Raw genomic sequence first — 26337 nt, 5'->3', positions numbered from 1 at the left:
CCGGAAGAATGCCCAACGATCCCCGCACTCCTATCGCCGCCGGACCGCGCCATGTCGCCATCATTATGGATGGCAATGGTCGTTGGGCACAAGCACGTGGCCGGCCTAGGCTGTATGGACATCACGCAGGTGCGCGGCGTGTTCGCGAGGTGGTCGAAGCTTGCCCCGGTCTTGGCGTCAAGTATCTGACAGTATTCGCCTTTTCGACAGAGAACTGGAAGCGAACACAGGTTGAAGTCGCCGGACTGATGAGCCTGTTTCGCCGATACATAATCAAAGAAACGCGAACGCTGAAGGAAAACGGTATTCGTGTCCGCTTTATCGGAGACAGGGTACGTCTGGATTCCAAGCTGACCAGACTGATGGACTCGCTTGAGGAAGAAACCAGAGACAATGACTTGGTCCATCTCACGGTTGCCTTGAACTACGGCGGGCGGGATGAAGTTGCCCGGGCGACGCAACGTCTGGCGTGCGACGTGGCAGCGGGCCGGTTGCGCCCCGAAGATGTGGATGAAGAAACGCTTCCAAGATATTTGGATACGCATGTTCTTCCTGATCCCGATCTTGTTATTCGCACCAGCGGCGAAGCGCGAATTTCGAACTTTCTTCTGTGGCAGTCAGCCTATTCCGAATATGAGTTCATCGACACGCTTTGGCCGGATTTCACAGCAGCTGAACTTGAACATTTGTGTCGGAACTTTGGCTCGCGTGAGCGCCGCTTTGGCGCAGTTCTCGCATGAGCGACGGTCGATGGTCTGACCTGACGGCCCGAGTACTGTCGGCAGCTGTTTTGGTTGCTATCGGTGCAGTGGAAGTATGGCTTGGCGGATTGTGGTTCGAAGCATTCATCGCTGCGGCCTGCGCCATCATGACCTGGGAACTGGTCCGCATGATTGATCCGGGTCAAACTGGTCTGGCGGTTCAGTTGGGGATATTGACCGGGGTTGCCGTCGTCCTCAGCTATCACCTGCCTGCGCTTTACACGTTGCCGTTTTTGCTGGCACCTGCGCTGGTCGGGGCAGGGCAGATCAGTCGGGCAAAAGGGCTTTATGCCGCGTTTGCCTTCTGGATCGCTGCTGCTGGTCTGGGTTTCATCTCGATCCGTGAAACCATGGGTTTTGGCTGGATGGTCTGGCTGATCGCCGTTGTCGTCGCAACAGATGTTGCAGGGTATTTTGTTGGCAAAACGTTTGGCGGACCTAAGTTTTGGCCCAAGGTAAGCCCGAAGAAGACTTGGTCCGGTACGGCCGGCGGTTGGGTTGCCGCAGCCATCGTTGGCGGTGTTGTCGCGATGCAGGCCGGGTTTGGTGTGTTGTTTGTGCTGATTTCGGTGCTGGCGTCGATGGCCAGTCAGGCCGGGGATATCGTGGAAAGCGCGGTCAAACGAAGGTTTGGCGTCAAGGACAGCTCCAACCTGATACCCGGGCATGGCGGTTTTCTTGACCGGTTCGATGGAATGATGGGGGCTGCCTTGTTCGTGTTGATCGCAGGGTTGTTCTACGCCCCCGGGGTTATGTAATGCGCAAGATCTCAATTTTTGGCGCGACCGGGTCCATCGGTCAAAACACCATTGACCTGATCGCCCGGAATCCTTCGTCCTACGATGTTGTTGCGATGACGGGCGGGGCAAACATCCGACAGCTGGCCGAAGATGCGCGCAGGCTCGGCGCTGATTTGGCCGTGACCGCCTATGAGGACCGGCTTGAGGATTTGCGGGACGCCCTTTCCGGCAGCGGGGTTGCGGTCGCGGCAGGCGAAAAAGCACTGGCCGAGGCTGCATCCCGCCCGGCCGACTGGGTAATGTCAGCCATTGTGGGCGCAGCCGGGTTAACTCCGGGCATAGAAGCCCTGAAACAAGGAGCGACGCTGGCCTTGGCAAACAAAGAGACGCTGGTGTGTGCTGGTTCTCTGGTTCTGGAGACTGCGCGCAAAAACAACGCGCGCCTGCTGCCTGTGGACAGTGAACATTCGGCCGTGTTTCAGGCGCTGGTCGGAGAAAACATTGAGACCGTCGAACGGGTGATCATTACCGCCAGCGGCGGGGCGTTTCGTGATTGGCCCTTGTCGGATCTGGCCCTCGCGACGGTAGAGCAAGCGTCGAGTCACCCCAATTGGAACATGGGTCAACGGATTACCATCGACAGCGCATCAATGTTCAATAAGGCGCTGGAGGTAATTGAAACGAAAGAATTCTTTGGAATAGACCCGGACCAGATCGAAGTTCTGATCCACCCGGAATCGATTGTACATGCATTGGTCGGATTCAGTGACGGCGCTGTCATGGCCCATATGGGTGCACCGGATATGCGCCATGCCATTGGCTACGCTCTGCACTGGCCCGAAAGGCGGAGCCTGCCGGTCGACCGTCTGAACCTGGCACGGCTTGGGCAGCTTCGGTTTCAGGACCCTGACGAATCGCGGTACCCCGCGTTGCGGCTGGCGCGCGAGGTGATGGCCCGTGGGGGTCTTTCCGGTGCCGTCTTTAACGCGGCCAAAGAACGTGCTCTGGACAGATTTATCGCCAAGGACATCGGATTTCTTGAGATGGGCGATACCATTGCAGCGGTTCTGGACAGATTTGATACAGAAGATGGCCTTATTGATGCCCCTATGACCCTTGATAATGTGCAAAAAACGGACCATCTGGCACGTCAATGGGTCGATGAAGCCATACTCCAACGAGCAGGATAAACCCTTGGACACTCTTTCCCTGATCCCTCAATTCGGCAGCCTGCTGTACACGATTGTTGCTTTTGTGGTTGCACTGTCCGTCATCGTCGCGGTGCACGAATACGGCCATTATATCGTTGGACGTTGGTCCGGCATTCATGCCGAGGTGTTTTCCATCGGATTCGGGCCTGTCCTGTGGAGCCGCATGGACAAGCGCGGGACAAAATGGCAGATCGCACTGTTGCCGTTCGGCGGTTACGTCAAGTTTCTGGGGGATGCCAACGCTGCTTCGGGCAAGGACGAAGCTGCGATGCACGAAATTACAGAACAAAGCCCTCAAGAATTACGCCGTACCATGCACGGTGCACCTTTGTGGGCCCGTGCGGCGACCGTCGCGGCGGGGCCCGCGTTCAACTTCGCAATGTCCATTCTGGTTTTCGGGCTGATCTTCTGGTCTCAGGGTGTTTCACGAGAGCCGTTGACCGTTGGCAAACTCCAACCATTGCCCGGTTCTGTTCAGGAGTTGCGGGAAGGCGATGAGATCATCGCAATTGCCGGTATTCCAACCCCGGATTTCGACGAGGAAATATCGTGGACCCAGTTTACCGAGTCTCTGCCGGTTGAACCGAGCCTGGAATACACCATCATCCGGGACGGCGAGACATTGAATGTGTCCGCGCCCTGGCTGTTTCCGCCGCTGATCCAGCAGGTTACACCGCGCAGTGCTGCAATGGACATTCAACTGGCATCGGGCGACGTGATTACGTCGGTGGATGGAGACCCCATTTTTGCCTTCGAGCAATTGAAGGAGCGGGTCGAAGGGTCTGACGGGCGCGTGCTGTTGCTTAACGTTTGGCGGGACGGTGCCGATCTGGAATTTGCGCTGGCCCCAAGACGCACGGATGAACCTCAACCGGACGGCGGGTTCGTAACGCATTGGCGTATCGGGATCGTAGGCGGGATGATGCTGGAACCAGCTACTGTTCCGGCGGGTCTATTGGATTCTCTGACAGGTGGGGCGCGTCAGACTTTGCGCGTAATCAACGGATCTTTGTCTGGCATCTGGCATATGATTACAGGGGCGATCAGCACTTGCAACATGTCCGGTCCTATCGGTATTGCCGAGACATCCGGAGCAATGGCCAGTCAGGGCGCGCAGAGTTTTGTGTTCTTCATCGCGGTTCTGTCGACGGCCGTAGGCCTTCTGAATCTGTTCCCGATCCCGGCATTGGATGGCGGTCATCTGGTGTTCTACGCTTACGAAGCGGTCGCCGGCAAACCGCCTAGTGACGCAGTCCTGCGGATTCTGATGGGAGTGGGGATCAGCCTGATACTTGGCCTGATGCTGTTTTCTGTCAGCAACGACCTGTTCTGCTGAATGTGACGCCCCGCGCACATTGATGCCGCAATCTTGCCCAAATCCATGGCTAGAATTTGTTTGGTGTATTGAAAGACAGGCTTAGAGACCGATGCCAAAGACTCTGCAAAAATCCTACCAGGGGTTCAGCGTTCTGTTCATATTGAACTGGGATGTTTTTTTGTGCTTTGGCGCGACGGCTCTGGCGCTTGCAGGTGGGGCATACCTGGCAGGTATGTGATTCTCGCCCAACTTGTTGATTGATTTAGACGGCCCGCTGGGCCGTTTTGTGTTTTTGCGCTTTTGACAAGACCCTTCAATCCCGTTACTCAGCATTAAAAGTCTGAAAATTCTGGGTAGTGAAAAAAATGACGGACAGGCGGGGCGTGGGCATATTCTGCGGTGTGAACAAGACTGCAAACAATATTTTGTGGCGCACACTAACGTTTCTTTTTCTTTTTAGTGCAATGAGTTTCATGGCTGCGCCGCAGGCGGCGCATGCCCAGAACTTCACGATCAATTCCTTCCAAGTGGAAGGTAACCGACGCATCGAAACCTCGACGATTATCTCGCGGACCGGAATCGAACCGGGGCAAACCGTGACGGCAGGACAGTTGAATGATGCCTATCAGCGATTGCTTGACAGTGGTGTTTTTGAAACAGTCGAACTGACACCGCGCGGGTCGATATTGGTGATCGAGGTTCAGGAATACCCGACGATCAACAAGATCAGCATTGAGGGCAATCGCCGTGTTAAGGACAATGTCTTGATGGATGCGATTTCATCGCAGCCGCGCAGGGTCTTTACGCCTCAGGTTGCCGAAGCGGACGCGGATCTGATTGCTGATATTTACTCGGCACAGGGTCGGGTTGCTGCAACTGTCATTCCGCGCATTATCCGGCGCAGCGACAACCGTGTCGATTTGGTGTTCGAAATTGCCGAAGGCACAACGATCGAAGTTGAGCGGGTCAGCTTCGTCGGCAACCGCGCATATTCCGACCGGCGCCTGCGCAGGGTGCTGGAGACCAAGCAAGCGAACATCCTGCGAACTTTCCTGCGCGGCGACACGTTTATCGCGGACCGTATCGAATTCGACAAACAGGTTATTCGCGACTTTTACCTATCGCGCGGCTATGTCGACTTTCGGGTCAACAGCGCAAATGTTGAATTCACCCGCGAACGGGATGCGTTCTTTCTGGTGATGAACATCACCGAAGGCCAGAAATTCTCGTTTGGAAAAATCACGACTGTCAGCGAAATTCCTGGCGTTGACGCTGCCGCGTACCAGCAAGCCCTGAAAATCAAGCCGGGCGTGACGTATTCGCCTTCTTTGGTCGAAAACTCGATTGCCCGGCAGGAACGGTTGGGTCTGAAGCAGGGCGTTGATTTCTTGCGGGTAGAGCCGCGTGTTACCCGTAACGAGAGAGATCTGACGCTCAACGTCGAATTTGTTCTGACCCGCGGTCCGCGTATTTTTGTCGAACGGATCGATATTGAAGGAAACACGACGACCTTGGACCGTGTGATCCGCCGTCAGTTCGATACCGTCGAGGGTGATCCGTTCAACCCCCGCGAAATCCGCCAGAGCGCCGAGCGTATTCGTGCCCTTGGTTTCTTCGCAACGGCGGATGTGGAACCTCGTGAAGGGTCATCGCCCAGTCAGGTCATCGTTGATGTGGACGTCGAAGAACAGCCAACCGGCTCACTCAGCCTTGGCGGTAGTTTCTCGGCCGCTGACGGATTTGGTATTGCGATCGGTCTGAACGAATCCAACTTCCTGGGACGCGGACAAAACTTGGGTCTTTCGCTTTCAACCGCGCAGGATTCAGAACAATACGTCATCAACTTTTCCGAACCCTATCTGTTGGGCCGGAAGCTGCGCTTCGACCTAGGCCTTGGTCTTTCGACAACCAATTCGAGCTTTGCAAGCTATGACACCGATACTGTGTTCTTCACCCCGCAAATCAGCTATGCGATTGGCGAACTTTCCTCGCTGAGCCTGCGTTATAGCTGGGACCGCAGTGAAATGACGCAGCAGGACAACCAGATCAACGGTGCCGTCATTGCCTCGGAAATTGCACAAGGTGAACGCAGCAGCAGTGCCTTGGGTATTTCCTATGTGTATGACAGCCGGCTCGCCGGTCTGAATCCAAACGCTGGTGTCCTATTTGAGGTCGGTGTGGACGCGGCCGGTCTTGGCGGCGACGACAAGTTCATCAAATCGACCGCGCGCGGCATTGCCCAGACACGTGTTCTGAGCGAAGAGGTCGTCCTGCGCGCTTCGCTGGAAATGGGCGCATTCCATTGGAGAGGTAACGATTTCAGCCGAACCGTGGATCGCTTTGTTCTTGGCCCGAGTACTTTCCGCGGCTTCGATCCGGCCGGTATCGGCCCGCGCGATCTGTCGAACGGTCAGGATGATGCGATTGGCGGCAACTATTACTGGGTGGCCCGCTTCGAATCTGATTTCCCGCTTGGCCTCCCCGAAGAACTGGGCCTGCGCGGTGGTGTTTTCTACGACGTCGGCAACCTCTACAACATCGACAACGTCAATACCGCAGGGGCGAATATCGTTGGCGCTGATGGCTCGATCCGCCATGTTCTGGGCGTGTCGGTTCTTTGGGACACGCCGTTTGGCCCATTGCGGTTTAACTTCTCCAAAGCACTCAAAAAGGAAGACTTTGACCAGGAGCGCAGCTTTGACCTGACCATTCAGGCTCAGTTCTGATCCTTTGATGGTCATGCGGTTTATTCCAGACATTCAGGGCCCGGTTCGGGCCCTTTTTGTCATTCTGCTTTTGCTTGGCGGAGCTGCGACGCAAAGTACAGCACAGCAACTGGGTGTGCCGCAATCTGGTGTTTTGACATTGTCCAGCGAACGCCTTTTCGCCGGGTCAGAATTCGGTCAGCGCATTCTGCGCGAAATCGACGCCGAAAGTGCCTTGCTGGCCGAAGAAAACGAACGAATCGTTGCCGAATTGAGCAAGGAAGAAAAGGAACTGACGGAACGGCGGTCGACGTTGACAGCCGAAGAGTTCCGGCCACTTGCCGAAGCGTTCGATGATAAGGTGCAATCCCACCGCGAAGGACAGCGGGCCAAACTTGATGCGCTCGCCCGTCGGAGCGAAAACTCCCGCAAGCTGTTTTTCGAGATGGTGCAACCGGTTCTGGTCGACCTCTTGCGAGAGACCGGGGCATCGGTAATCCTCGAACAGTCGAATGTTTTGTTCCGCGCGGAATCGTCCGATATCACCAACATGGCCATCCGTCGGATCAATGCGATGATCGGCGATGGTAGAAGATTGGATAACAAGGCAAGCGAATAGGCTTGCTTGCCCTTGTTCGCGGGTCTTGCTAACCACTCGAAAAAGAGAAATCCACGAAGGGACTCGTTTACCATGACGACGGAAACCAAGAGCGCCGACATTCAGTTGATCCAGCGGATTCTTCCGCATCGCTATCCGTTTCTGCTGGTCGACAAGGTGGTAGACATTTCCGGCTATCAGTCCGCAGTGGGCATCAAGAACGTCACCATGAACGAGCCGCATTTTCAGGGTCATTTCCCTGGAACGCCGATCATGCCGGGGGTGACGATTGTCGAGGCAATGGCCCAGACTGCCGGTGTCATGCTGGGTGTCGGAATGGATGTCATCGACAGCGAGCTGCTGATCTATTTCATGAACATCGACAAGTGCAAATTCCGCCGGAAAGTGGTTCCGGGAGATGTGCTCGAAATGCACGTTGAAACCGTGCGCGGCAAAAAGGGCGGCAAGATCTTCAAATTCAGCGGTCGGGCAACTGTAGACGGCGAGGTTGCGGCCGAGGCCGAGTTTTCCGCCTATGTCGACTGGGACATGGAAAAAACAACATGAGCCGCATCCATCCCAGCGCAATCATCGAAGACGGCGCGCAGATTGGGCAGGACTGTGCCATCGGTCCGTTCTGTTATGTCGGTCCGCAGGTCAAACTGGCAGATCGCGTGGAACTGAAATCGCATGTTGTCGTGACCGGCGACACGTCGGTTGGCGAGGACACCGTTATCTTCAATTTTTCGGTCATCGGTGAGATACCGCAGGATCTGAAGTTCGGTGGCGAAAACACCCGGCTGGAAATTGGTCAGCGGAACCGCATTCGCGAACATGTGACAATCAACACCGGAACAGATGGTGGTGGCGGTGTTACGCGAGTAGGCGACGATTGTCTTTTGATGGCGGGTGTTCATGTGGCGCATGATGTGCAGATCGGCAATCGGGTCATCATGGTCAACCACGCCGGGGCTGCAGGGCATTGCATTGTCGAAGATGACGTAATCGTCGGCGGCATATCCGGTTTGCACCAATGGGTCCGCGTTGGTCGCGGTGCCATTATCGGGGCGCTGACAATGGTCGCTAATGACGTGATCCCATATGGTCTTGTTCAGGCACCTCGTGGCGAACTCGACGGGTTGAACCTCGTTGGTTTGAAACGCCGGGGCGTTCCGCGCGAAGATATCGCCGCCTTGCGCGCGGCTTTCCGCGAGCTGTCGAGCGGCGAGGGGACGTTCATGGACCGGGCCCACCGGATAGGCGAAGGCAACGACAGTGAGTATGTGCGGCGCATCGTCGATTTCGTGACCGGACACAGCGACCGTTCATTCCTGACACCGGGGAAATAGGACCGTGCTGGCTCTGATCGCAGGAACCGGGCAATTGCCGACCGAGGTGTTGAGCCATTTGCCCGAACGCCCTGTGATCTGTGCGCTCGAGGGCTTTCTGCCTGATGACCTGACGCCAGACATCGTTTTCCCTTTAGAGCGGTTCGGCAGTTTCATTGCTGATATTCAAAACCGTGGAGTGACCGAGATTTGCATGGCCGGCGCGGTGCGTCGCCCGGTCATTGATCCTTCGCGGATCGATCCGGCGACGATGCCATTGGTTCCGGTTATTCAGAAGGCAATTGTCTCAGGCGACGACGGCGCGTTGCGCGCTGTGATCAGTATTCTGGAAGACAGCGGGCTTTCGGTTCGTGCGGCACAGGACCTCGCACCGGAACTGTTGCCCCCGTTGGGATGTTTGACCGAAACCCAGCCTTCTGATGCGGATCTGGCGGATGCGGACCGCGCTGTCGGGATCGTGCGGGCCATGGGAGCGGCCGACATTGGTCAGGCCTGCGTGGTTTCCAAGGGCCAGGCCATGGCGGTTGAGGGGATTTTCGGAACCGCCTGGATGCTGCAATCCCTGACCCAAAGGCCAGATGCTGGCGGCGGCATTCTGTTCAAAGCCCCAAAACCCTCTCAGGACCATCGTGTTGATCTGCCCGCAATCGGGCCTGATACAGTGTCAGATGCGGTTGCGGCAGGTCTGTCGGGCATCGTTATCGAAAAAGGCGGGGTCATCGTCCTTCAACGCGATCGGGTCGTCGAGGAATGCAACCGGCTGGGTCTTTTCCTTTTCGTTCGTGAGCGGTCCGTCTGATGCGCGTGTTTCTGGTCGCCGGTGAACCCTCGGGCGACCGGTTGGGCGGCGCGTTGATGGAAGGGTTGAAGACGCTTGTCCCGGATGTCGAATTCGACGGGGTAGGCGGCCCTTTGATGCAGGCGCAGGGATTGAACAGCCGATTCCCAATGTCAGAACTGTCTGTCATGGGCCTGGTTGAAGTGCTGCCGAAGTTCTTCCACCTCAAACGCCGCATTTCTGAAACCGCACAAGCGGTTCTGGATACACAACCCGATGTGCTGATTACCATCGACAGCCCGGATTTCTCGCTTCGTGTGGCCAAGCTGGTGAAGGCGGGCAGCAACATTCGCACCGTTCACTATGTTGCGCCAAGCGTTTGGGCTTGGCGTCCTGGTCGGGCCGACAAAATGGCCAAGGTCATCGACCACGTTCTGGCCCTGCTGCCGTTCGAGCCGCAATACATGACAAAGGCTGGCATGGAATGCGATTTCGTCGGCCATCCAGTCGTCAACGAACCCATTGCGACGGATACGGACATATCGGACTTCCGAAGCGCCTACGATCTGGGAGAAGCACCGATCCTGCTGGCGCTTCCCGGATCGCGCCGCGGGGAAGTCGAACGCCTTGCACCGGTGTTTGGCGAAGCCCTAAGCTTGTTTCTGCGCGATCATCCGGACATGCGCGTCGTGGTCCCGGCAGTTGCGCACATCGTCGATACGGTGCGCGATCAGATCCGATCATGGCCGGGCGAACCCGTAGTGGTCGACCCACGGGAGCTAGAGGCAGATCAGGCGGCGTCTCGCAAACGTGCTGCGTTTGCAGCGGCAGATGTCGCACTGGCCGCGTCTGGCACGGTGTCGCTGGAACTCGCTGCGCAATCCACCCCAATGGTCATCGCCTACAAACTGACCTGGCTGACCCAGAAGATGGCCGAACGCATGGTCAAGCTGGATACGGTGACTTTGGTCAATCTGGTGTCAGACACCCGCACTGTGCCCGAGTGCCTTTTGGACGATTGCCGCCCCGACAAGATTGCCGCAGCCTTGTCAAAGGTCATGGAAGTACCAAAGACCCAGCAGGAGGCCATGGCCCTCACGATGGACCGTCTTGGGCGGGGTGGAGAGGCCCCGGGGTTACGTGCGGCCCGCGCCGTGCTGGCACGGATGCGAAACGGGCATGATTGATCACGCTCTGTTTGCCCTGTCTGCCGGAATTGCGCAGGTCTCGACAAATCTGGACAACCTTGCGGTGCTGTTCGGTCTGATCGTTGTCATGGGCCGACGTCGTCCGGTCGTGGGGTTCGCCGTCGCGCAAACCGTCGTTCTTCTACTGGCAATCGCCGTCGCCATCGGGCTGAGCCACAGCACATATCCAACGACTATTGGATACCTTGGCGTTGTACCACTTGCATTGGGTGTCCGGGGCATCTGGTTGCAGATTTCCGGGCGAGGAAAAACCGACACCCAGCCGCAAGGGGCCGTGATCTCGGTCGTTCTGTTGTTTCTCAGCCTGTCCATAGACACGTTTGCAGTCATGACACCGCTTCTTGCGGAATCATCGACCTCATACAGATGGGCAGGGCTGTTTGGTGCTGCCACCGCCGCGTGTCTGCTGACAGGAGTTGCCGCCTGGGGAGCACCTAAGGCCAAACTGTTTGCACCCAGAATGGCCCGGCTGGACCGGATCGCACCCTATGTTATGGTCGCGGTCGGTCTGTATATTCTTCTCAACACCGGGACGGATGCCCTTTAGGCCCCAGAAAGACTGAGGCCAGAAGCCACGTTAATATCCCCGCCAGATCCATCCACCGCCGAAAATGCGGCTGCCATCTGTTTCATAGAACACACAAGCCTGACCGGGCGAGATGCCTTCCTCCGGGGTCAGTAACTCCACCTCGGCGGTCGTGTCCGACAGAGGCCTGACAATCGCTTCGCGCGGGGGGCGGGTCGAACGAACCTTGACCGAAACATGCCATTCTTTTTGTGACGTGAACGGCTTGTCCCCCAGCCAGTTGATCTCGCGCACGGGAACGGTACGTGTGGCCAGCATTTCCTTGGGACCAACAACAACCTGTTTCTTGTCCACGTCCAGTTTGACGACATAAAGCGGTTCGCTCAGCCCACCGATGCCCAGCCCACGCCGCTGACCAATGGTGTAGTGAATAACGCCGTTGTGCTGTGCCAGAACGCGACCGTCCGCATGAACAATTTCACCCGGCTCGGCTGCTCCGGGGCGCAGCTTCTCGATCACGCTGGCATAGTTTCCATCTGGAACAAAACAGATGTCCTGACTGTCCGGTTTATCTGCAACGGACAGGCCATACTGCGCGGCCATCTCGCGGGTTGCGTCCTTGGAAGGCAGGTGCCCCAAAGGGAAACGCAGGTAATCCAGTTGCTCCGGCGTGGTCGAGAACAGGAAATAAGACTGATCGCGGTTTGCATCTTCCGCGCTGTGCAGCTCGGGCCCATTGGGACCAACCTTGCGCTGGATGTAGTGGCCGGTTGCCATGCAGTCGGCCTCGAGATCCTTAGCGGTTTCCAGCAGATCCTTGAATTTCACACGCTCATTGCAACGAATACAGGGAACGGGCGTTGCGCCCGCCAGATAACTGTCAGCAAACTCGTCTATCACCGCGTCTTTGAAGATGTTTTCGTAGTCCAGCACGTAATGCGGGAATCCCCGCTCTTCGGCCACGCGACGCGCGTCGTGAATGTCGATGCCGGCACAACAGGCACCCTTCTTGGCCAGGGCCGCGCCGTGATCGTAAAGCTGCAGCGTTACACCCACGACGTCATACCCCTGATCAGCCAGATAGGCGGCCACAACAGAGCTGTCGACACCACCGGACATGGCCACGACCACCCGGGTTTCCGAGGGCGGTTTGGCAAATCCAAGCGAGTTCAGCGGTGTCTCGGTATCGAGGGCCATGGCATTTCCAGTGCGGATTAAGAAAGACCGGCAGAATATAGGAAAATTCTAGACACTCTCAAGGGGCGGTTTCATGTGGCTTTAAGTATGCTGGGCGCAGCTTTGTCGCAGCAGAAAGTGAGGCGAACGATGTATTTGCACAAAGTTGAGGGGCCAAGATCGGTAACCCTGCCGGATGGAACGGTTTTATCGCGGGCTGATCTGCCTCCGGCGGAAACGCGCCGCTGGGTCGCCTCGCGCAAGGCAACTGTTGTTCGGGGCGTCGTGTATGGGCTGATTTCCCTATCGGACGCAAAGAAACGATATGGAATCAGTGACGAGGAATTCAATGGGTGGGTCGCCGCCGTCGCAGACTACGGGGTGGACGCATTAAAAGTGACAGCGTTAAAAAAATATAGACAACCCAAGGTAGAGAATGAATAAATGATTCAACGGTAAAACCGGGTTAACTATTTTTGATCAAGGTTGAATTGAAATTGCAATATTGACCTGAATTGGAGCAGTGAATGCGTATACTTCTTGTCGAGGATGATCCGACAACGTCCAAAAGCATCGAACTGATGCTGACACATGCCAACCTGAACGTTTACGCAACGGATCTCGGCGAAGAAGGCATCGATCTGGCAAAGCTTTATGACTACGACCTGATATTGCTGGACCTCAACCTGCCAGACATGACCGGACATGAAGTGTTGCGGCAATTGCGGATTGCTCGGGTCGAAACTCCGATCCTGATACTGTCGGGCGCGGACGATACCGAAAGTAAAATCAAAGGGTTCGGTTTTGGTGCCGATGACTATCTGACCAAACCTTTCCATCGTGAAGAATTGGTCGCCCGCATTCACGCGATCATCCGGCGCTCAAAGGGGCATTCGCAGTCCGTCATTCACACCGGACGCGTCGCAGTCAACCTCGACGCAAAAACTGTTGAAGTCGAAGGTAAAGCGGTTCATCTGACAGGCAAGGAGTATCAGATGCTCGAACTGCTGAGCCTTCGAAAGGGAACAACCCTGACAAAGGAGATGTTTCTAAATCATTTATACGGCGGAATGGACGAACCGGAACTGAAGATAATTGATGTCTTCATTTGCAAGCTACGCAAGAAACTGAGCAATGCAACCGGAGGTGAAAATTACATCGAAACGGTTTGGGGGCGGGGCTATGTTTTACGCGATCCGCAAAACAACAGCCTCGATGAAACCCGAATGGCAGTCGGCGCCTGAGCGAAATCTGAAAATGCCGCTGCCGGTTCAGGGCGGCACCCTCACTCACGAACAGCACGACTGGACCTGGCCATGACCTCGCCCTATCACTGGGGTCCAAGATCACGTGACAGGGCGAGGCCATGAGCAACTCCATTTCGGTAACCGACCTGACAGAACAGGAAGCGCAGGAAGAACTGGCGCGCCTTTCTGACCTTCTGCTGCGCGCCAATACCCAATATCACACAGAAGACGCGCCCGAGATTTCGGATGCGGAGTACGACCGGCTCAAGCGCAGAAATGCAGAAATCGAAGCGCGGTTTCCGAATCTGAAACGTCCCGACAGCCCAAGCGAGCAGGTAGGCGCGCGCGTCGCTGAAGGGTTTTCCAAAGTTGCACATTCTGTGCGGATGATGTCCCTGGGCAATGCCTTTGACGACGAAGACGTCAGGGATTTTGATCGTTCGATCCGGAAATACCTGGGGTTGCGGGATGATGCGCCGCTTGCCTTCACTGCAGAACCGAAGATCGACGGTCTGTCCTTGTCCTTGCGGTATGAGGGTGGAAAACTGGTTCAGGCCGCAACGCGTGGCGACGGTGAGGTGGGTGAGAACGTAACCGAAAACGCGCGCATGATTTCGGACATTCCTCAAACCATTGAAAACGCACCCGAAGTTCTCGAGGTTCGGGGTGAGGTCTACATGTCACATGTCGATTTCGACGACCTGAATGCGCGTCAGTCACAGGCTGGCGACAAAGCATTTGCCAACCCCCGCAACGCCGCGGCCGGGTCTTTGCGTCAGTTGGATGCCTCCATCACCCGGACGCGACCGTTGAGGTTCTTTGCCTATGCCTGGGGCGAATTGTCAGAACCTTTGGCCGACACGCAAATGGCCGCAATTGAACGGCTTGCGGGTTTCGGGTTTGCCACAAATGCGTTGACACGGCTGTGTGAAACAACCGGTCAGATGCTGGACCATTATCGGGACATCGAGGCGCAACGCGCAACGCTTGGCTATGACATCGACGGCGTTGTTTACAAAGTAAACGAGCTGGCGCTTCAGGCTAGGCTTGGGTTCCGGTCGACCACGCCACGCTGGGCGGTGGCCCACAAGTTTCCCGCAGAACTGGCCTGGACCCGGCTTGAGGCCATCGATATTCAGGTCGGCCGAACCGGCGCGCTTAGCCCCGTGGCCCGGCTGCACCCAGTGACGGTTGGCGGAGTCGTCGTCTCCAACGCGACGCTGCACAACGAAGACTATATAGCCGGGCGCGATGCAAAAGGCGGAACAATCCGAGATGGCAAAGATATTCGGGTTGGCGACTGGGTTCAGGTCTATCGGGCAGGCGATGTGATCCCAAAAGTGGCGGACGTGGATCTGTCAAAGCGTCCCGTCGACTCTGTTGTTTTCGAATTTCCAACACGGTGCCCTGAATGCGGAAGCGAAGCGATCCGGGAGGACGGGGATGCGGTTCGCCGCTGTACGGGAGGTATGATTTGCCCGGCACAGGCCGTTGAAAAGCTGAAGCATTTTGTATCTCGCAAGGCTTTCGATATCGAAGGTCTGGGCGCCAAACAGATCGAAATGTTTCATGACGACCCGACGCTACCGATCAACACGCCTGCGGATATCTTCACTCTGAAAGAGCGTGACGCCAAAAACCTGGCGCGGTTGAAAAACAGGGATGGGTGGGGCGAGACCTCGGCCGGAAATCTGTTTGAAGCGATTGAGGAGAAGCGCACGATCCCGTTGGCGCGACTACTGTTTGCGCTGGGGATACGCCACGTTGGTGAAGTGGGCGCACGGGATCTTGCGTTGTTCTATCGGGATTGGGAAGCGATGGCGCAGGCCATTGATGCAGCCCGGGCGGCTGCTCTGGCCCAACGCGCCGCGGATGAAGCAGAGGAGGCTGAGCGCCAAGCCGCGACAGCCGGCAACCGAAGAGCACGGATCAAGGAGGCGCGCGATGCCGCGATAATTGGGTCGGATGTCCCGAAGACCGCCGCGCAGGCCTGGTCCGATCTGATCGGCATTGACGGCATCGGTGCGACTTTGGGGCTGTCCCTGTCTGATGCTTTCGCAAACTCGGAAGAGCGTCAGGCGTTTGACGATTTGCGCAGACACCTGACGATCATACCACCGGAGGCCCCGGCATCCGACAGTCCGGTTGCCGGAAAAACGGTTGTATTCACCGGAACGCTTGAAAAGATGACGCGTGCGGAAGCTAAAGCTCGGGCAGAAGCGTTGGGTGCCAAGGTTTCAGGTTCGGTCAGTCAGAAAACCGACCTTCTTGTGGCAGGTCCCGGCGCGGGGTCAAAGGCCAAGAAAGCGGCGGATCTTGGGATTACAACGTTGGATGAAGACGGCTGGCTGCAGCTGATCGGGGATGCATGAGCGGCCGCCCTGAACCCCTGTTTCCACTTTTCGCCCGGCTTGAAACACTTGAAGGTGTCGGTCCGAAAACAGCTCAGTTGTTGGGGCAGATCGGAATCGAGTCACCTCGTGACGTTTTGTTTGCTCTGCCATATGCCGTCATCGACCGGCGGCGGCGTGACACTATTCAGGGCGCAAACCTGCCAACGACACTGACGGTCGAGGTCACGGTCGGCACGCATCGCCCCCCAAGAACGAAAGGCGGCGCGTATCGTATTCAAGTCGAGGACAGTCAGGCCGATTTCCAGCTGGTGTTTTTTCACGCGCGTGGCGACTACCTTACGAAAATTCTGCCGCCCGGGGCACGCAGGTTGGTGTCAGGTAAACTGGAGCTGTTCGACGGAATGGCGCAGATGGTACACCCCGATCACGTGGTTTCGCCGGAACAGGCCGGAGAGCTGCCGGAGTTTGAACCTGTCTATCATCTGACCCAAGGCGTGACACAGAAGACCGCATACAAGGCGGCGCAAAGCGCCTTGGCCCGCGCTCCGGATTTGGACGAATGGATCGATCCGGCTCAGGTGGCGCGTCAGAACTGGCAGGGCTGGAAAACGGCCATCCAGTCGGCACATCTTCCGCAAGGGGCAGATGACGTAGCAATGTTTGCACCCGCGCGTGAGCGTCTGGCTTATGACGAATTGCTGGCCCATCAGTTGACGCTGGCCCTGGCCCGAAGCCGGGAAAGGAAGTCGCGCGGAATTGTCAGCAGGGCAACCGGCGTGTTGCAATCGAAGGTGCTGAGCAGCCTGCCATATCGCCCCACAGGTGCACAATTGCAGGCCATCGAGGAGATTTCCGCCGACATGGCGTCAGCCGCACGAATGAACCGTTTGCTACAGGGGGATGTTGGCGCCGGCAAAACGCTAGTCGCTTTCATGGCGTTGCTGATCGCGGTCGAAGCGGGCGGGCAGGGCGTCATGATGGCGCCGACCGAGATTCTGGCGCGGCAGCATCTGGAGGGATTGCGCCCACTCGCGGACGAGGCTGGTGTCGTGCTGGAAATCCTGACCGGACGGGACAAAGGCGCTGAACGCAAAGCCAAGCTGGCCGCGCTGAGAAAGGGTGATATTCAGATACTTGTCGGCACACATGCCGTTTTTCAGGGCGATGTGGAATTCAAAGCCCTGCATTTGGCCATTGTGGATGAGCAGCACAGGTTTGGTGTGCGCCAGCGAATGGAATTGTCGGACAAGGGGAAGGGCGCCGATGTCCTTGTCATGACCGCCACGCCGATTCCGCGCAGTCTGGCGCTCGCGCAATACGGAGACATGGATGTCTCGGTGCTGGATGAAAAGCCGCCCGGACGCAAGCCTGTCAAAACAGCCGTTGTCAGCACGCAACGCATGGATGAGGTTGTGGCCCACCTGAGGCACGCCATCGAAGAAGACAGGCAGTGCTATTGGGTTTGCCCCCTGGTGGACGAATCCGAGGTTTCAGACCTGACTGCTGCCGAGGAACGGTTCAAGCGGCTGCGCGCGATACTGGGGGATGATGTGGTCGGCCTAGTGCATGGACAAATGCCCCCGGCCGAAAAAGACGCCGCGATGGAAGCCTTTCAATCTGGCAACACCAAAGTTCTGGTAGCAACGACGGTGATCGAGGTGGGCGTAAACGTTCCAAATGCCACGATCATGGTAATCGAACGCGCCGAGATATTCGGGCTGGCGCAATTGCATCAATTGCGTGGGCGGGTCGGCAGGGGCCAGGACGCATCCACCTGTCTGTTGATGTATCAACCACCGCTGAGCGACGGCGGGCGCAAACGTCTTGAAGTCTTGCGCGAGACTGAGGACGGGTTTCGCATATCTGAGACCGACCTGCAGATGCGAGGAGCCGGGGATCTGATTGGAACCGCGCAATCCGGTTTGCCGAAGTTCCGTATTGCCGATCTGGAACGTCAGGCCGGATTGATGGCGGTTGCCCAGTCAGACGCCAGGGCATTGCTGTCTGCGGATCCGGATTTGACGTCAGACCGGGGCAAGGCCGCGCGAGTTCTGCTATGGCTGATGAAACAGGATCAGGCCATCCGTTTGATTTCAGTAGGTTAGGTGAGAAGTTCCACTTAGTTCACAAATGTTCTCTAAAAGTTCTTTACCGACTCAGCAAAATATGAGAACAAAAGGTCAACAAAGGATTAAAACCCTGACCGGAGGTGAACCCATGCTGAACCAGATCAAAACCGCCATTACCCGCTCGCAAGCCACACTTGTTCAGGATGCGGCGGGCGCGGTGTCACTGGTCGTCATCCTGGTGGTTGCCCTTCACCTTCCCGTGGGTTTCTAAGCCTTTCTGCCTGCGATCTCGTGCCGATTAAGCCGCGCTTGTTTCCCCAATTCAGTCAAGGGTGACTTGCCTGTCCCAATTCCCTTGAGGGGCCAAGCCTCGGCCCCACGCGGATATCCGGACCCCCACGAGAAACGCGTTACCTGCCGCCGCCCTTTCCGCCCGGAAGGTGCGGCGGTTTTTTTTACAATTGGCCCGTTCTGAAGATTTCCATCAGCGCCGATAGAACTGAATTGACCGCAACCGAGGCCAGGATCATTCCCATGACGCGACTGATGATGGCCGATCCGGAATGCCCGATGACCCGGATGATGGGGTCGGCCAACAACATCAATACCGCGGCAATTGCCAAAACCACCAGCATCACCAGCGCGGTAATTCCCTGATCCGCAAAGCTGTATCGATTGTTGTCGGTTAGAATGACGACAGCCAGCATAGCGCCGGGTGAAGCCAAGGACGGCACCGCCAGCGGAAAAATTGCCGGGTTGGGCTTACTTGTGCTGATCGCAGAATCCTCTTCGACCAGGCGCTGATCGGTTTCCGATTTACTTTCCCCGAAAATCATCGTCAGCGCGAACAGGAACAGGATGATCCCCCCGGCCACCTGAAACGAGTTCAGGCCGATATCCAGCGCTTCGATCAGCAATTGACCGAACACAAGAAAAAACAGCAACACACCGGCACTGATCAACGCAGCGAGTAATGCCGTCTTGCGACGTGCCGAAGCCTCGATACCCGCCGTGACGGCAACAAAGACTGGAATTGTACCGATCGGGTCGATCACAACCCAAAGGGTCACGAAATGCTCAAGTAAATTATCCAAAACTCTCTCTCCCCAATTTCAGCCCGGAGACTAGAGAGATTTTCAAAAAAATACCACGTTCAGGCGCAGTTGGCCTGTTCTGCTTTTTCCATCGCCTCGGCCGTCGCGTCCAGCGCCAGCAAGATCGAGGCATGCCGGTTCTTGTAATCGCGGGCAGGCATCAGCAGCTCAAGCCCGTCAAACGGCGCATCGGGAGCAGGGCCTGCTTTTTTTAACATTGCCGAAAGCTGTTCGCGCGCCAGTTCCACCTGCGCTCGGGTCGCGCCAATAATGGCCTGACCCACAACCGAAGCAGAGGCTTGCCCAAGCGCGCAGGCTTTCACATCCTGTCCAAAATCAGAAATCCGCCCATCGCGCAGTTTGACGTCAACGGTGACAGTGGACCCGCACAACGGAGACCTTTTCTTGACGCTCGCGTCAGGGTGATCCAGCCGGTCCAAATGCGGAATATCCGAAGCAAGCGCCAGAATGCGGCCGGAATAGAGCTTGATTAGATCGTTCTCGCCGGACATGGCTTTCCCTCATTGTCTGTTCCCCATACATAGTGGCCAGCCCTCGGGATGCAAAAGGTTTTTGTCATGTCTGAAACACCCGTCTTTGATCCGTCCAACCTGAAATACAACGAATCCGGTCTGATCCCCGCCATCGCTCAGGATGAGCAGACAGGCGACGTTCTGATGATGGCATGGATGAACGCTGAAGCCATTCAGCGCACGCTGGATACACACCGCGTTACGTATTGGTCCAGATCCCGTCAGTCCTTCTGGGTCAAGGGTGAAACCTCGGGGAACATGCAGGAACTGGTGGATTTCCGGGTCGATTGCGATCGGGATTGCCTGTTGGTTCTTGTGCGCCAGACAGGACCGGCTTGTCATACCAACAGACGCAGTTGTTTTTACACTGCCGTAAGAGATGGCAACGAAGTCGAATTGATGGCACCGATGTCGTAGCGGCCGCTATAGCCCGACCATCGCTCGGATATCACCGGGGCTGGCCCCTTCTTCGCGGTATTTTGAGATCGCCCTGGCATCATCACGCTTGGCCAGCCGTTTGCCGGTATCATCCCGGATCAGGCGGTGATGGTGATAAATTGGCGTCGGAAGACCAAGCAGCGCTTGTAGCAGAACATGTATTCGGGTGGCTTCGAACAGGTCCTGTCCGCGAACAACATGCGTGACGCCCTGTGCCGCATCATCCAGAACGACGGAAAGGTGGTATGATGTTCCCATATCACGCCGGGACAGGACTACATCACCGATGCAGGTTTCCATCTCTTCCGGAGTGAACTCAATCACTCCGGTCTCGCCGTTTGGGCCTTCACCCAATTCCGCGAAACTCGCTACCGATGTCATCGGTCCACCTGGTATCGTGCGGTCTTTGAAAAGGCTGGCGGCTTTTTGGGTTGCTGCCGAGATGTCCAGACGAAGCGGGATGTCTGTTGGCCGCCTGTTTCCGCCTGAACCTCGTTCTTTCAGAGTTCCACGACACGTTCCGGGGTAGATGATTCCATCCGGACCATGCAACGGCGCACCTTCTTGTGGGGCGCTGGCGGCAGCCAGAATGTCCCTGCGATTGCAGGTACAAGGGTAAAGCAGGCCCTGAACCCAAAGATCATCAAGCGCTTTTTCATAAATCGCCGAACGCGCGGATTGGCGCATGACTGGTTCAGGCCAATGCAGGCCCAGCCATCTCAGGTCCTCATAAATCTGGTCTTCCCATATCAGCCGCGATCTGGAACGGTCGATATCTTCAATGCGCAGAAGAAACTCTCCGCCTTCGGCAATGGCCGTTTCGCTGGCAAGCAAGGCAGAGTAAGCGTGCCCCAGATGTAACGGACCTGTGGGTGACGGGGCAAACCGGGTTACAAAAGTCACGTCTTTTCTACAACATACACTTCGGACTTCAGGTCCAGGCCGGGCAGGTGCGGACCGTATTCGCGGAACAATAGGCGCGCCGCGCCCATATCCAGCCAGTCATTCAATCGAACGGTGTAAGTATGATCCGCAAGCGCATGATCGTTAAAAGAAAATGCAAGCAACCCGCCTTTGGGAAGCGCATGCATCAGCATATCCAATGTCTCGGGCGGGGCTGCGCCGATGCCGATCACGCCTATCGCTGTGATTGCCTTGTACTCACCAGCCGTCAAAGGTTTTGAGTTTGTGATGTCGAAGGTCTTCAGGTTGCGATAAACCCCTTTGGCCTTGGCCCCTTCAAGCATCTGCGGTGTTGGGTCAGCACCGTCGACGATCTGAAAACCGGCATCCCTTAATGCGACGCCGGACAGGCCTGTGCCGCACCCGTAATCAAGAATTGGTGTCTGTGCCTCGGGCATTTTGGACCATAGCGCCTCGGCAACACGTCCCGGCGTGGCATAACCATTGGCGCCAACCTCGTCATCGTAGGACGGGGCCCATTTCTGATAATGTGCCCGTGTTTCCTGCGGGCTATCCAGATCGTAAGTGTCTTTGAGGTATTTGTCGCTCATACCGGTATGTTAGGCCCGGTTTGCCCGGCGCGTCCAGTCACCAATGCGCAAGCCAGTTCTTCCATTCGGTTTTGGCTCGGTCAGTGTAGGCTTTGTAACGGTCCTTTCGCCCGCGCCGTCCGCCTTTAAGGCCGTCAACTGGGCGAAACAGGCCGAAATTTACGTTCATCGGCTGGAAAGTCCTGGCCTCGGCCCCTCCGGTGATGTGATGGATCAGGGCACCCATGGCACTGTCCTGCGGCACTTCAGGTTTCGAAAGACCCATGATTTCAGCGGCGGCCAAACGACCGGCCAACAGACCCATCGCCGCGCTTTCGACATAGCCTTCAACACCCGTGATCTGGCCAGCAAATCGGATATTTGGTTTGGATTTCAGTCGCATCTGCGAATCCAGCAATGTCGGAGAGTTGATAAAGGTATTTCTGTGAATGCCACCCAAACGCGCGAAGCTGGCGTTCTCCAGCCCAGGGATCATGCGAAACACCTCGGTCTGGGCCCCGTATTTCATTTTGGTCTGGAAGCCGACGATGTTGAACAGCGTTCCCAGCGCGTTGTCGCGGCGCAACTGAACCACCGCATGGGGTTTGACGTCCGGTTGATGCGGGTTCGTCAGGCCAACTGGCTTCATGGGCCCGTGCCGCAAGGTTTCACGACCGCGTTCCGACATGACCTCGATCGGCAGGCAGCCATCAAAATAGCCTGCGGTTTCACCTTCGTGAAACTCGGTTTTGTCCGCAGCCAGCAACGCGTCGATGAACGCCTCATACTGATCGCGATCCATGGGGCAGTTCAGGTAGGCCGTTCGTTCTTCTTCGGTTTCGCCCTTGTCATAGCGCGACTGCATCCAGGCCCGACTCATATCGATGCTGTCGGCGTACACGATCGGTGCGATGGCATCGAAAAAGGCCAGCGACTCGGCTCCGGTCTCTGTGCGGATGGCTTCACCCAAATTTGGCGATGTCAGCGGCCCGGTCGCAAAGATCCATTGTCCGTCATCGGGCAGGGCGGTGATTTCCTCTCCAGTGATCTCGATACGAGGGTGCGCCTGCAATTTGGCGGTGACTGCCTCGGCAAACGGATCGCGGTCAACCGCCAGTGCGCCACCGGCGGGCAACCGATACGCATCGGCGGTTGTCATGATCAACCCGTTTGCGGCGCGCATTTCCCAGTGCAGCAGACCGACGGCGTTCTGTTCATCATCATCCGACCGGAAAGAGTTCGAACAAACCATCTCGGCCAGATTGCCGGTCTGATGCGCAAATGTGCCCACCTTGGGTCGCATTTCGTGAATCACGACATCCACGCCAAGCTCCGCGGCCTGCCAGGCCGCCTCGGACCCGGCCATGCCGCCGCCCACGATATGCAGTTTCTGTGTCATAAGCTGCCACATAGGGCAGAGTGCTGACCGACGCAACAGAACTACGCGCGTCGTATAATGTGCGGATTGAGAAGGGGATCTTGGGGTCGCCGCTGCGGGAATGTCTACGCCGGTGAGAGAGACCAGCTCGGAGGGACCTTCCGCCCACGGCGACCCAAAAGTATCGTTGAGGCCTTAGCCTCGACCCAGCTTTGCCACAGTGTCGCCCTTTTGAAAAGTGCAAAAATACGGACAGTGAGGAAAAAAATGTAAAACAATTGCCTCATTGGTGCCAATTTGGCGGCCGTTTTTCGATAAAAGCCGAGATTCCTTCCTCGGTATCCCGATGCAGCATGTTTTCCGCCATTACGTCGCCGGCATAGGAATAGGCCTGTTGGATTGGCATTTCGAGTTGCTGGTAAAACGCCTCTTTCCCAATTTTTACAGCGGTTCCGAGTTTGGTCGCCAAGTGTTCGGCCAAAGACATCGTTTCATGTTCCAACAACATTTCCGGCACTGCCCGATTCACAAGCCCCAACTCAGCTGCCCTTTCGGAAGAAATGAAGTCGCCGGTGGTCAGCATCTCGAATGCATGCTTGCGCGGGATGTTCCGGCTAAGCGCAACCATCGGCGTTGAACAGAAAAGCCCGATGTTTACCCCATTGACGCCAAACCGAGTGCCTTCGGCCGCTATCGCCAGATCGCAAGTCGCGACAAGCTGGCAGCCCGCGGCGGTCGCGATGCCATGTACCTGCGCGATGACGGGCTGGGGCAGAGACTGGATGGACATCATCATTCGGGCACACCGCGCGAACAAGTCCTGAAAATACCCCCGCCCACGGTCCGGAGCCTGGCGACCGGCGGTCATCTGCTTCAGGTCGTGTCCTGCGCAAAATGCCTTCCCGGCACCGGAAAGGATCACTGCGCGGATCGAGGCATCGGATTTCAGTGCGTCAAGCTCGGCCTGCAGCGCCGCCAGCATTTCGTCGCTCAGGGCATTCAGGCGTTCGGGCGCGTTCATTTTCAGATGTGCGATTGCGCCGGTGTCGTTACGTTCCAGAATTGCCATCTTGCCCTCCTGCTGGCTGTGCGCCAACTCTAGGGCGACAAGGCGAGGAGTGGAAGTATGTCGTTGGCGCTGAACAAAAAAGAACTGTCTGATTATCTGGCGCAGGTCTTTCCGCAGGTTCGCGAGGATTTCATGGTCGAGGAATTGTCTGACGACTCGGTCAAAATGCGCCTGATTGTTGCTGACCGGCACCTTCGGCCCGGCGGTACTATTTCGGGCCCTTCCATCTTTGCGCTCGCCGATGTCAGTGTCTACGCGATGGTTCTGGCCAGAAAAGGGCGGCAGGCCTTGGCGGTTACGACCAGCGCTTCAATGGATTTCCTGCGCAAACCCGATGGCGGCGCGGACATGATTGCACATTGTAGTTTGCTGAAACTGGGGCGGACATTGGCTGTCGGTGATGTTCTGATGTTTTCAGAAGGCTCGGACAAACCCGTCGCGCGGGCCAGCATGACATACTCTCTTCCGCCGGAAGGATCGGCTGCGGCCGCTTTTGGATAAAAAAGGCCGGGGGCATGCCCCGGCCAGGGAAGAGGTCCCAATAATGGGACTGGGGATCTCTAGTTCATCCAGAAATAGCGTTTGGTTTCGCGATAGGCCTGATGCCGGGTCAAACCGACATCCTGCAGCAATTTATCGTCCAGCTTTCCAAGATTGACGCGGCTGCGGCGGCGTTGTTCCCATTTGGTGACCGTCGCAGCAAACCGCACTGCCAGCGCGGCGATCAGCGGCAGCCGGGGGCTGTCGGTCAGCAGCATAAGGGCGGGGTTGTGCATTGCGCGTGTCATGTCATGGTTCCTTTCAAATTGTATTGACACAAAGCGTAAATGTTCGGTACATGCGCTTGATACATTCAGGATTGTGTCAAAATCAAAGGAAGAATTGTAATGGATACAATTTGGCCAGAGTCATTGCCGAAATCCAAAGGTCCCAAGTATACATTGGTGGCCGACACAATCCGAAAAGCCATTGATAACAATATTCTGGAAGTTGGTGCGAAACTACCTCCGGTCCGCGAGCTTGCGTATCGACTGCAGATCACGCCCGGCACTGTTGCACGCGCTTATACGATTCTGACGGACGAGGGCTTGCTACACGCCGAGGTCGGGCGTGGTACATTTGTAGCCCCGCCACAATCGCCCATTCTGGACGATGTCTGGGCTAGGCAGCTGCATTTGCGGGATGACAAGTACAACGCAAATGTAAGTCTGTTCAGCCCGCGCCTGGCCGATGCAGGGCAGGTGGCTTTGATCCGGGAATGCCTACAGAAGGTGGCTCAGTCCGATCCCGGCCTTTTCCTGAACTACCCAACGCGTGACGCGTACAAGCCGATGCGTCAGGCGGTGGTCGACTGGCTTTCAGATCTTCCGCTGGGCGCATTGACCCATGATGATATTGTACTGACACACGGCGGACAGAACGGGCTGTGCCTGGTGTTTCAGACTATCTTGCGTGGCCCCAAGCCGGTCGTTCTGGTCGAAGACTTGTCTTACGCCGGGTTCCGCCGGGCCGGAGAGTTGATGCGCGCGCAAGTTGTCGGCGTCAAAATGGACCGGTGGGGAATTGATCCGGACGCGATGGAGCATGTTTTGCGCCAGACCCCGGCGCAGGCTGTCTGCGTCTCGCCCGAAGTACAAAATCCGACCGGGTCACACACGCCACTGGAACGCCGAAAAGAGATTGTCGAGGTCGCCCGCCGCTATGACGTTCAGATTATCGAGGACGATTGTTATCGCATGGGGGACGCCCGCGAGCCAAGCTATCGCGCGTTGGCGCCCGAAAGGGGATGGCACGTTTCTTCGATCTCGAAAATTCTGACACCGGCTCTGCGGGTCGGGTTCGCCATCGCACCAAGGGAGCGTAGCGTGGATCTGCGCCGTTCGGCAGAATACGGATATTTTGGCCTGGCACAGCCTTTGGCCGAACTGACGCGTCTGTTGCTGTCAGATCCCCGGACCCGAAAGGTGACGCAGGATGTGCGCAAGCGGATGGGGGAATATGTGCGCGTTGCGGTAAACGCACTGGGCGGCTTCGATTTGAACTGGGCACCGGACGTGCCGTTTGTCTGGCTGAACCTTCCATCGGGGTGGCGGGCCGCAGCCTTCAGCCGCGCGGCAGAGCGTGAAGGAATTCAGCTGCGCTCGGCAGATGAGTTCGCACTGCGCGATGGTCGCGCCCCGAACGCGGTACGCATTGCCATGAACGGGCATGTGTCCCTTGAACGATTTGAAGATGCGATGCACCGCTTACGGGCTCTGCTAGACAACCCACCCGAACAAATCAGTGTCTGAT

General features: G+C 56.8%; 28 protein-coding genes. 20 read left to right on the top strand and 8 right to left on the bottom strand.

Translation table 11 applies throughout. From position 1 onward, the window contains the following. Window positions 1-8: 8 nt before the first annotated feature. The 12 genes from uppS (at window position 9) to ACR0J8_RS07020 (ending at window position 11215) form a co-directional block, all read left to right on the top strand. A complete protein-coding gene (gene uppS / locus ACR0J8_RS07075; RefSeq protein WP_480524007.1) occupies window positions 9-740 on the top strand; it encodes a polyprenyl diphosphate synthase in 732 nt (243 codons plus the stop codon). After that, complete coding sequence (locus ACR0J8_RS07070) at window positions 737-1519, top strand: phosphatidate cytidylyltransferase (RefSeq protein WP_480524009.1); 783 nt, start codon at window positions 737-739, stop codon at window positions 1517-1519. Before uppS ends, ACR0J8_RS07070 begins: the two co-directional genes overlap by 4 nt. Next, complete coding sequence (gene dxr / locus ACR0J8_RS07065) at window positions 1519-2691, top strand: 1-deoxy-D-xylulose-5-phosphate reductoisomerase (RefSeq protein ID WP_480524010.1); 1173 nt, start codon at window positions 1519-1521, stop codon at window positions 2689-2691. Before ACR0J8_RS07070 ends, dxr begins: the two co-directional genes overlap by 1 nt. 4 nt (window positions 2692-2695) lie before the next feature. Then, window positions 2696-4048, top strand: coding sequence for an RIP metalloprotease RseP (gene rseP, locus ACR0J8_RS07060; RefSeq protein WP_480889350.1), 1353 nt, complete (start codon window positions 2696-2698; stop codon window positions 4046-4048). A gap of 91 nt (window positions 4049-4139) precedes the next feature. Then, a complete protein-coding gene (locus ACR0J8_RS07055) occupies window positions 4140-4268 on the top strand; it encodes a hypothetical protein (RefSeq protein ID WP_480889348.1) in 129 nt (42 codons plus the stop codon). A gap of 127 nt (window positions 4269-4395) precedes the next feature. Beyond that, window positions 4396-6756 (top strand): outer membrane protein assembly factor BamA, encoded by a 2361-nt coding sequence (gene bamA, locus ACR0J8_RS07050; protein ID WP_480524014.1) that lies wholly within the window; start codon window positions 4396-4398, stop codon window positions 6754-6756. Window positions 6757-6769: 13 nt separating this feature from the next. Continuing rightward, on the top strand, window positions 6770-7354 hold the full coding sequence (locus tag ACR0J8_RS07045; protein WP_480524016.1) for an OmpH/Skp family outer membrane protein: 585 nt from the start codon (window positions 6770-6772) through the stop codon (window positions 7352-7354). Window positions 7355-7426: 72 nt separating this feature from the next. Continuing rightward, window positions 7427-7900, top strand: coding sequence for a 3-hydroxyacyl-ACP dehydratase FabZ (gene fabZ / locus ACR0J8_RS07040; RefSeq protein WP_170677032.1), 474 nt, complete (start codon window positions 7427-7429; stop codon window positions 7898-7900). Further along, entirely contained in the window at window positions 7897-8682 is a 786-nt protein-coding gene (gene lpxA / locus ACR0J8_RS07035; RefSeq protein WP_321253038.1) for an acyl-ACP--UDP-N-acetylglucosamine O-acyltransferase, read from the top strand. The genes fabZ and lpxA overlap by 4 nt, the downstream gene beginning before the upstream one ends. A 4-nt stretch (window positions 8683-8686) precedes the next feature. Continuing rightward, window positions 8687-9481 (top strand): LpxI family protein, encoded by a 795-nt coding sequence (locus tag ACR0J8_RS07030; RefSeq protein ID WP_480524018.1) that lies wholly within the window; start codon window positions 8687-8689, stop codon window positions 9479-9481. Then, a complete protein-coding gene (gene lpxB, locus ACR0J8_RS07025; protein ID WP_480524020.1) occupies window positions 9481-10647 on the top strand; it encodes a lipid-A-disaccharide synthase in 1167 nt (388 codons plus the stop codon). Before ACR0J8_RS07030 ends, lpxB begins: the two co-directional genes overlap by 1 nt. Beyond that, on the top strand, window positions 10640-11215 hold the full coding sequence (locus ACR0J8_RS07020; RefSeq protein WP_480524022.1) for a hypothetical protein: 576 nt from the start codon (window positions 10640-10642) through the stop codon (window positions 11213-11215). The genes lpxB and ACR0J8_RS07020 overlap by 8 nt, the downstream gene beginning before the upstream one ends. Window positions 11216-11245: 30 nt before the next feature. Here ACR0J8_RS07020 and mnmA read toward each other — a convergent pair whose 3' ends face one another. After that, the gene (mnmA, locus tag ACR0J8_RS07015) at window positions 11246-12391 is read right to left on the bottom strand and encodes a tRNA 2-thiouridine(34) synthase MnmA (RefSeq protein WP_480524024.1); all 1146 of its coding nucleotides are present in this window, start codon (window positions 12389-12391) and stop codon (window positions 11246-11248) included. A gap of 129 nt (window positions 12392-12520) precedes the next feature. On the opposite strand from mnmA, the gene sciP reads away from it, so the two are divergent. From sciP to ACR0J8_RS06990, 5 genes are all read left to right on the top strand, one after another. Next, complete coding sequence (gene sciP, locus ACR0J8_RS07010; RefSeq protein WP_480524026.1) at window positions 12521-12814, top strand: CtrA inhibitor SciP; 294 nt, start codon at window positions 12521-12523, stop codon at window positions 12812-12814. Between the two features lie 83 nt (window positions 12815-12897). Next, a complete protein-coding gene (gene ctrA / locus ACR0J8_RS07005; RefSeq protein ID WP_480524028.1) occupies window positions 12898-13614 on the top strand; it encodes a response regulator transcription factor CtrA in 717 nt (238 codons plus the stop codon). Window positions 13615-13736: 122 nt separating this feature from the next. After that, window positions 13737-15989 (top strand): NAD-dependent DNA ligase LigA, encoded by a 2253-nt coding sequence (gene ligA / locus ACR0J8_RS07000; protein ID WP_480524030.1) that lies wholly within the window; start codon window positions 13737-13739, stop codon window positions 15987-15989. After that, entirely contained in the window at window positions 15986-18076 is a 2091-nt protein-coding gene (gene recG / locus ACR0J8_RS06995; protein ID WP_480524032.1) for an ATP-dependent DNA helicase RecG, read from the top strand. The genes ligA and recG overlap by 4 nt, the downstream gene beginning before the upstream one ends. A gap of 112 nt (window positions 18077-18188) precedes the next feature. Continuing rightward, window positions 18189-18311, top strand: a complete 123-nt coding sequence (locus ACR0J8_RS06990; RefSeq protein ID WP_480524034.1) for a hypothetical protein — start codon at window positions 18189-18191, stop codon at window positions 18309-18311. A 184-nt stretch (window positions 18312-18495) separates the two neighbouring features. Here the strand turns inward: ACR0J8_RS06990 and ACR0J8_RS06985 are convergent, their stop codons facing one another. Both ACR0J8_RS06985 and ACR0J8_RS06980 read right to left on the bottom strand, forming a co-directional pair. Beyond that, window positions 18496-19134 carry a MarC family protein gene (locus tag ACR0J8_RS06985; protein WP_170615071.1) on the bottom strand — a complete coding sequence of 213 codons (639 nt, stop codon included), beginning with the start codon at window positions 19132-19134 and terminating at the stop codon, window positions 18496-18498. Between the two features lie 59 nt (window positions 19135-19193). Next, window positions 19194-19646, bottom strand: coding sequence for an iron-sulfur cluster assembly scaffold protein (locus tag ACR0J8_RS06980; RefSeq protein WP_480524037.1), 453 nt, complete (start codon window positions 19644-19646; stop codon window positions 19194-19196). A 48-nt stretch (window positions 19647-19694) separates the two neighbouring features. Between ACR0J8_RS06980 and hisI the strand changes: the two genes are divergently transcribed. Further along, on the top strand, window positions 19695-20084 hold the full coding sequence (hisI, locus tag ACR0J8_RS06975) for a phosphoribosyl-AMP cyclohydrolase (RefSeq protein WP_480524039.1): 390 nt from the start codon (window positions 19695-19697) through the stop codon (window positions 20082-20084). A gap of 6 nt (window positions 20085-20090) precedes the next feature. Here the strand turns inward: hisI and gluQRS are convergent, their stop codons facing one another. The 4 genes from gluQRS to ACR0J8_RS06955 form a co-directional block, all read right to left on the bottom strand. Continuing rightward, window positions 20091-21008 carry a tRNA glutamyl-Q(34) synthetase GluQRS gene (gluQRS, locus tag ACR0J8_RS06970; RefSeq protein WP_480524041.1) on the bottom strand — a complete coding sequence of 306 codons (918 nt, stop codon included), beginning with the start codon at window positions 21006-21008 and terminating at the stop codon, window positions 20091-20093. Next, window positions 21005-21619 carry a class I SAM-dependent DNA methyltransferase gene (locus ACR0J8_RS06965; RefSeq protein WP_480524043.1) on the bottom strand — a complete coding sequence of 205 codons (615 nt, stop codon included), beginning with the start codon at window positions 21617-21619 and terminating at the stop codon, window positions 21005-21007. Before ACR0J8_RS06965 ends, gluQRS begins: the two co-directional genes overlap by 4 nt. A gap of 37 nt (window positions 21620-21656) precedes the next feature. Further along, on the bottom strand, window positions 21657-22997 hold the full coding sequence (gene trmFO, locus ACR0J8_RS06960) for a methylenetetrahydrofolate--tRNA-(uracil(54)-C(5))-methyltransferase (FADH(2)-oxidizing) TrmFO (RefSeq protein WP_480524045.1): 1341 nt from the start codon (window positions 22995-22997) through the stop codon (window positions 21657-21659). Window positions 22998-23259: 262 nt separating this feature from the next. Then, entirely contained in the window at window positions 23260-24072 is an 813-nt protein-coding gene (locus tag ACR0J8_RS06955) for an enoyl-CoA hydratase (RefSeq protein WP_480489837.1), read from the bottom strand. Between the two features lie 30 nt (window positions 24073-24102). Here ACR0J8_RS06955 and ACR0J8_RS06950 point away from each other — a divergent pair, with 30 nt between their 5' ends. After that, window positions 24103-24546 (top strand): PaaI family thioesterase, encoded by a 444-nt coding sequence (locus tag ACR0J8_RS06950; RefSeq protein ID WP_170806327.1) that lies wholly within the window; start codon window positions 24103-24105, stop codon window positions 24544-24546. A gap of 59 nt (window positions 24547-24605) precedes the next feature. Here the strand turns inward: ACR0J8_RS06950 and ACR0J8_RS06945 are convergent, their stop codons facing one another. Then, window positions 24606-24833 (bottom strand): DUF1127 domain-containing protein, encoded by a 228-nt coding sequence (locus ACR0J8_RS06945; RefSeq protein ID WP_170615063.1) that lies wholly within the window; start codon window positions 24831-24833, stop codon window positions 24606-24608. A 99-nt stretch (window positions 24834-24932) separates the two neighbouring features. On the opposite strand from ACR0J8_RS06945, the gene ACR0J8_RS06940 reads away from it, so the two are divergent. Further along, on the top strand, window positions 24933-26336 hold the full coding sequence (locus ACR0J8_RS06940) for an aminotransferase-like domain-containing protein (protein WP_480524049.1): 1404 nt from the start codon (window positions 24933-24935) through the stop codon (window positions 26334-26336). Window position 26337: the final 1 nt, after the last annotated feature.

It is taken from the genome of Ruegeria sp. N11, assembly GCF_056531525.1.
The sequence above is the reverse complement of the archived record's forward strand: the minus strand, read 5'-3'. Positions and strand labels throughout refer to the sequence as shown.